Annotated in this window: 5 protein-coding genes, 1 pseudogene and 1 riboswitch; of the genes and pseudogenes, 3 read left to right on the top strand and 3 right to left on the bottom strand. The window is 77.2% G+C overall.

The window, feature by feature from the left end; all coding sequences use genetic code 11:
* The 3 genes and pseudogenes from GTR00_RS10480 to GTR00_RS10470 form a co-directional block, all read right to left on the bottom strand.
* A pseudogene (locus tag GTR00_RS10480) lies at positions 1–238 on the bottom strand (C40 family peptidase); the annotation flags it as partial.
* Positions 239–243: 5 nt separating this feature from the next.
* Positions 244–419, bottom strand: a riboswitch (cyclic di-AMP (ydaO/yuaA leader).
* A 183-nt stretch (positions 420–602) separates the two neighbouring features.
* Complete coding sequence (locus GTR00_RS10475) at positions 603–1,289, bottom strand: metal-dependent transcriptional regulator (protein ID WP_166611569.1); 687 nt, start codon at positions 1,287–1,289, stop codon at positions 603–605.
* A 55-nt stretch (positions 1,290–1,344) separates the two neighbouring features.
* On the bottom strand, positions 1,345–2,628 hold the full coding sequence (locus GTR00_RS10470) for an MFS transporter (protein ID WP_166611568.1): 1,284 nt from the start codon (positions 2,626–2,628) through the stop codon (positions 1,345–1,347).
* Positions 2,629–3,480: 852 nt separating this feature from the next.
* On the opposite strand from GTR00_RS10470, the gene GTR00_RS10465 reads away from it, so the two are divergent.
* The 3 genes from GTR00_RS10465 to GTR00_RS22975 form a co-directional block, all read left to right on the top strand.
* A complete protein-coding gene (locus GTR00_RS10465) occupies positions 3,481–4,173 on the top strand; it encodes an NUDIX hydrolase (RefSeq protein WP_166611567.1) in 693 nt (230 codons plus the stop codon).
* Between the two features lie 119 nt (positions 4,174–4,292).
* Entirely contained in the window at positions 4,293–5,588 is a 1,296-nt protein-coding gene (nadA, locus tag GTR00_RS10460) for a quinolinate synthase NadA (RefSeq protein WP_166611566.1), read from the top strand.
* Positions 5,585–6,211, top strand: a 627-nt coding sequence (locus GTR00_RS22975; protein ID WP_205705501.1) for an FAD-binding protein, incomplete at its 3' end; no start/stop codon positions are given. The genes nadA and GTR00_RS22975, both read left to right, overlap by 4 nt.

Genomic DNA, 6,211 nt, shown 5'->3' with positions numbered 1-6,211 from the left:
GGCCGCCGCTGACGGCGGTGCTGACGGTGCCGACGCCCGCGGGCGCGGCGGCGGGGGCCGCGGCGGGAGCGGCACCGGCCGGCAGGGCGACGGTGACGAGCAGGCCGCCGGTCGCGGCGGCGACGGCACCGGCGCGGCCGACCCCGTTCGCGTGCCGGTTGAGGGCCTCGCCGAGGTCGGTCAGGGGCGTGCGGGGACGGACGGGGGCGCGGTGGCGCGCCGGGACGCGAGTCGTCAAGGTGGTTGGCCTCTCCGACGCCTGCGAGGTGAGCTGTCGGGTTCGGGCGGGAGTGTCGCCCGGCCGGTTCTCACCGGCTTCACCCCTAGGACGCTCGCCGCGGCCGGGCTGGCCGTCGGATCGCGCCCGGGAAATTGGTTCCCCCGTCCCTGCCACCAGTGATGTCCGGGGACCTCGACGCGGTGGCAGGGCTCGGCGTGCGCGCGAGGGCTTCCGCGTGAACGTTCACGGAAGCGGGTGGACCATAACCCGTCCACGGGCCGGATGTCACGACCCGGTGACGGCTCGGTGCCGCGAACGTGACGGATCCCCCACCCGGAGCACCCCCGCCGGTGCCGCCGCCGGGGCGCCCGCAGGGGCGCGCTCAGCCCTGGGCGGCGACGAACAGGTGCGAGGCCTCGGCGTTGGTCAGCTCCAGGACGGTGCCGCCCAGGGAGACCTCGTAGCCGCCGGCGCCGGCCTTGGCGACGACCTCGGCGCCGGGGCGCAGGCCGGCGCCGGCGAAGCGGGCCAGCAGCGCCACGTCGGTCTGCAGGGGCTCGCCGAGGCGGCGCACGACGACGGGGCGGCCCTCCACCCCGGCGGCGGTCAGCGGCTGCACGCCGGCGCGGAAGTCCTCCTCGGCGGCGACCTCGCCGAGCTCCTCCAGGCCGGGGATGGGGTTGCCGTAGGGCGAGGAGTGGGGGTGGTCGAGGATGTCGACGAGGCGCTTCTCGACCTCCTCGGAGATCACGTGCTCCCAGCGGCAGGCCTCCTCGTGCACGAGGGACCACTCCAGGCCGATGACGTCGGTGAGCAGCCGCTCGGTGAGGCGGTGCTTGCGCATGACGCGCATGGCCTTGGTGCGGCCGGCCTCGGTGAGCTCCAGGCGGCGGTCGGTGCCCACGTGCAGCAGGCCGTCGCGCTCCATGCGCGCCACCGTCTGGGAGACGGTGGGGCCGGAGTGGTGCAGCCGCTCGGCGATGCGGGCGCGCATCGGCACGATGCCCTCCTCTTCCAGCTCGAAGACCGTCTTGAGGTACATCTCGGTGGTGTCGATGAGGTCGCTCACAGCGCCCATCATCCGTCATGGCCCCCGCGGCCCGCACCGGTGCGGGCCGCGGGGCTCACGGCTGCGGGTGCAGGGCGTCGTAGCGGGTGAAGCCGCGCTGGGCGCGCGCCAGCAGCAGGACCGCGACCACGCACGCCAGGCCGCCGGCCAGGGCCGCGACGCCCTCGCCGGTGAGCTCGGCGGTGCCGCCCAGGACGACGTCGCCGAGGCGCGGGCCGCCGGCGACGACGACGATGAACACCCCCTGCAGGCGACCGCGCAGGGCGTCGGGGGTGGCGACCTGCAGGATCGTGCCGCGGAAGATCGAGCTGACGGCGTCGGCGGCCCCGCACACGGCGAGCAGGCCGGTGCAGGCGGCCAGGCGCCAGCCGGCCCCGTCGGGGGCGGCGACGAGCACGGCGCCGAAGGCGGCCACGGCCGCGCCGTAGACGGCGACGCAGCCGACGACGACGGCGCCCTGCCGGCGCACCTGCCCCAGGGGTCCGGAGAGCAGCCCGGCCAGCACGGAGCCGGCGGCGAAGCCGGCCCCGAGGAGCCCGACGGTGCGCGCCCCCCCGCCGAGGTCGACGGCGCCGATCGCCGGGTACAGCACGCGCGGCATCGCGAGGACCATGGCGCACAGGTCGACGAGGAAGGTGGCGCGCACGTTGGGGCGGGTGCCCAGGAAGCGCACGCCCTCCAGCACCGAGCGCAGCCCGGCGCGGCGGGCGCCGTCGGGCCGGTGCGGGGGCACCGGCGGCAGCCGCCACACCCCGGCCAGGGCGGCGACGAACGTGACGGCGTCGACGGTGTAGGCGACGCGGAAGCCGCCGCCGTCGACGAGGAAGCCGGCCAGCAGGGGGCCGGCGGTCAGCGCGAGCGCGTTGGCCGTGCCGGACAGGGCGTTGGCGGCGGGCAGCTGGGCGGCGGGCACGAGCCCGGGCACGATCGCGGAGCGGGCCGGGTTGTTCACGGCGAAGGCGGCGCTCTGCAGGGCGACGAGGGCGTACAGCAGCTCGATGGAGCCGGAGCCCAGCCAGGCCTGCGCGGCCAGCGCGATGGCCACGGCCCACAGCGCCAGCGAGGCCAGCAGCGCCACGCGGCGGCGGTCGTGCGCGTCGACGAGGGCGCCGCCGTAGAGGCCGAGCGCGACGAGGGGCACGAGCGCGAAGACGCCGACGAGGCCGACGGCGAAGGTGGAGGAGGTCAGGTCGTAGGCCTGCAGGCCGACGGTGACCACGGTGAGCTGGGTGCCGATGCCGGCCAGCGACTGCCCCACCCACAGGCGGCGGAACGCCGGGCTCTCGCGCAGCGGGGTGGTGTCGACCAGCCAGCGCCGGCGGGCGGTGCGGGGTTCCACCCGGTGAGGATAGGTGGTGCGCCGGGGTCACGACCCGGGGCGGCGAGCGCGCCGGTGCGGGATCGGGGCGCCGGCGGGCGCGGGAAGTCCCCGGGCGCTTCCTCCCCCGCTGTGCGGGCAGAGGGCCGGCTGGACGGGCCGGCGCCCGGGGACCCGGTGACTGCCTGGTAATCGCCGCGCCGCGCGGGGCGACCAGAGCGGTCCGCGTCCATCGCGCGGCTGCTAGCGGGCAGCCACCTCACGCGTCCGATGAGAACTCATGTACCGGACCACCTCCTCTCCCGTGTGCTTCGACGGTACGACTGCTCCCGGGACTTGTCACGCCGGTTTCGCCGGGCGCGGAACCGGCTGCCGCGCAGCGCGCCCCGGCGGGCGTGATCGCGGGCGTGATCGCGCAGCGGGAGCGGGCGGACGGGCCGGTGGACGTGGTGGTGCTGGGCGCCGCCGCGGGCCGGGTGCGCGGGCTGCGGGTCGGGCTGCCGCGGGCCGCGCCGGGCGATCGGGTGCGCACCGCGCGCCCCCTCGCGCCCGCCGACGCGTGGTCGTCGGACGGGCGCGCGCACGCGGCGTTCGCGGTGGCGGGGGTGGAGCAGGCGCGGGCGACGGCCGCGGTGGCGGCCCGCACGGCGCTGTCGCTGGCCGGCGGCTCGGCGCCTGCGGGGGTGCACCACCTGGACCGGCTGCCGGTGGGCGCGCGGCGGGCTCCTGCCGCGCTCCGGCGCACGGCTGCACCCGGGGGGCGCTTGCCGTCGGGCCGGGCGCTGTCCTACGCTCGACCGCAGTTGTTGTCAGAACCACCCTTACTCACCCGCCCGGTGGGACCGGGCGGGCACGGAGGGTGGCGGCGTCGCGGTGGTGCAGTCCGAGCAGGCGATCCTGGTCGCCGTCTCCACGGTGATCTTCGCGCTGCTCCCGGACCGCGCGGGCGCACCGCGGGTGCACCTGCCGCTGGTGCGCCGCACCCGCGACCCGTTCGGCGGGCAGTGGGCCCTGCCCGGCGGGTGGGTGCGCACCGCCGAGAGCCTCAGCGACGCCGGGCGCCGCACCCTGGCCGAGACGACCGGGCTGCGCCCCAGCTACCTGGAGCAGCTCTACACGTTCGGCCGGCCCGACCGCTCCCCCGGTCAGCGCGTGGTCTCCGTCGTGTACTCGGCGCTGGTGCGCAACCACCTCGCGGCCGCGGCCGCCGAGGGCGAGAACGTGCGCTGGACCGCGGCCGACGACTGCACCGGCCTGGCGTTCGACCACGACGAGATCGTCCAGTACGCGGTGTGGCGGCTGCGCTCGAAGGTGCAGCACGCGCACGTGGCGCTGCACTTCCTGCCCGAGGAGTTCTCCCTCGCGGAGCTGCGCGAGGTGCACGAGGCCATCCTGCAGCGCCCGCTGGACCCGGCGAACTTCCGCCGGCAGGTGGAGCACTCCGGCACGATCACGGCCACCGGCGGGCGGCAGGCCGGCGGGCGGCACCGGCCGCCGAAGCTGTACCGGGCGGTCGTCCCCGAGGGCTCGGCCGGGCCGTTCTCACCGGCCGGTCCCCCGGCCTGAGGAACCCCGCCGGCCCACCGAGCGGAACCCCGCGGCCCCGCGGAGGACCTCCAGAACCCGTGCGGGGCACCCGCACACCGCGACCCGGAACAGGCCGGGCCCGTCCAGAGAGGCACGCCATGGCGTCCGTCCCCACGCAGATCGCGCTGCTCGCCCGCACCCCCGGCGGCGTGAGCACCGACACGTGCGACCCCGACCTGCCCACCGGGCCGTGGCAGTTCGACGCCGCCCCGGGCCTGCCGCTGCCGGCGCCCACCTACGGCGCCGGCGCCTCCCGGCAGGACCCCGCCCCGGCCACCACGCCGGTGCAGCAGCAGATCCCCGCCGAGTACCGGCTGCTGGGCGCGGACGAGCTGGACGCGCGCATCCGCGCCGCCAAGCAGGCCCTGGGCAGCCGGGTCACCGTGCTCGGGCACGCCTACCAGCGCGACGAGATCGTGCGGTACGCGGACTTCGTCGGCGACTCCTTCCAGCTGGCGCAGCAGTCCCAGCGCCACCCGGAGGCGGAGTTCGTCGTGTTCTGCGGCGTGCACTTCATGGCCGAGACCGCCGACCTGCTCACCACCGACGAGCAGCCGGTCATCCTGCCCAACCTCGCGGCGGGCTGCTCGATGGCCGACATGGCCGACATCGACTCGGTGGACGCCTGCTGGGACCAGCTCACCGCGCTGTACGGCACCGAGCCCGACGCCGACGGGCGGGTGCCCGTGCTGCCGGTGACCTACATGAACTCCGCCGCCGCGCTGAAGGCGTTCTGCGGCGCCCGCGGCGGCATCGTGTGCACCTCCTCCAACGCCCGCGAGGTGCTGGAGTGGGCGTTCCAGCGCGCCCAGCGGGTGCTGTTCTTCCCCGACCAGCACCTGGGCCGCAACACCGCCAAGGCGATGGGCGTGCCGCTGGACGCGATGCCGCTGTGGGACCCGCGCAAGGCGCGCGGGGGGAACTCCGAGCAGGCCCTGCAGGACGCGCGCGTGGTGCTGTGGCGCGGCTGGTGCTCGGTGCACCAGCGCTTCACCGTCGCGCAGATCGAGGCCGCCCGCGCCGCGAACCCCGACGTGCGCGTCGTGGTGCACCCGGAGTGCCCGGTGGAGGTCGTCGACGCCGCCGACGAGAGCGGCTCGACGCAGTACATCCAGCGCGTCGTGGACGCCGCCCCGGCCGGCACGGCGTTCGCGATCGGCACCGAGGTCAACATGGTGCGCCGGCTGGCCGACACCCGCCCCGACCTCACCATCACCTGCCTGGACCCGGTGGTGTGCCCGTGCTCGACGATGTACCGCATCCACCCCGCGTACCTGGCGTGGGTGCTGGAGTCCCTGGTGGACGGGCGGGTCGTGAACCGGGTGCGGGTGGAGCAGCAGGTCGCCGACGACGCCCGCACGGCGCTGGAGCGCATGCTGGCCGTGCGGCCGTGAGCAGCACCGGCGCGCTGGCGCCCGGCGGGACCCCGCCCCGCGGGGCCTCCTGCGACGTCCTCGTGCTCGGCGCCGGGATCGCCGGGATGACGGCGGCGCTGGACGCCGCCCGCACCGGCTCGGTCGTGCTGGCCACCAAGACGTCCCTGGGCGACGGCAGCACCCGCTACGCCCAGGGCGGCATCGCGGTGGCCGCCGGCGCCGGGGACGTCGACGCCCACGCCGCGGACACCCTGGCCGCCGGGGCGGGGCTGTGCGACGAGGCGGCCGTGCGCGCCGTGGTCGCCGCCGGGCCGGCCGCGCTGCGCGCCCTCGTCGCGCGCGGCGTGGCGTTCGACCGCGACGGCGACGGCGAGCACGCGCTGTGCCTGGAGGCGGCGCACTCGCGCCCGCGCGTGCTGCACGCCGGCGGGGACCGCACCGGCGCGGCCGTGTCCGCCGCGCTGGCACGGGCGGTGCGCGGCAGCGGCGTCGCCGTGCACGAGGACGCGTTCTGCGCGGACCTCGTCGTGGAGGACGGGCGCGTCGTGGGCGCGGACCTGCTGCTGCGCAGCGCCTCCGGCGCCGAGGTGGCGCACCGGGTGCGGGCGCGCGCGGTGGTCCTGGCCACCGGCGGGGCCGGG

It is taken from the genome of Kineococcus indalonis, from assembly GCF_009906395.1.
In the GTDB taxonomy this organism is placed as follows: Bacteria; Actinomycetota; Actinomycetes; order Actinomycetales; family Kineococcaceae; genus Kineococcus; species Kineococcus indalonis.
This window is presented reverse-complemented; position numbering and strand designations above follow the sequence as displayed.

Excerpts from the sequence above, each read along its gene's own strand:
- nadA (WP_166611566.1), top strand. The coding sequence starts at position 4,293 with ATGGCGTCCGTCCCCACGCAGATCGCGCTGCTCGCCCGCACCCCCGGC.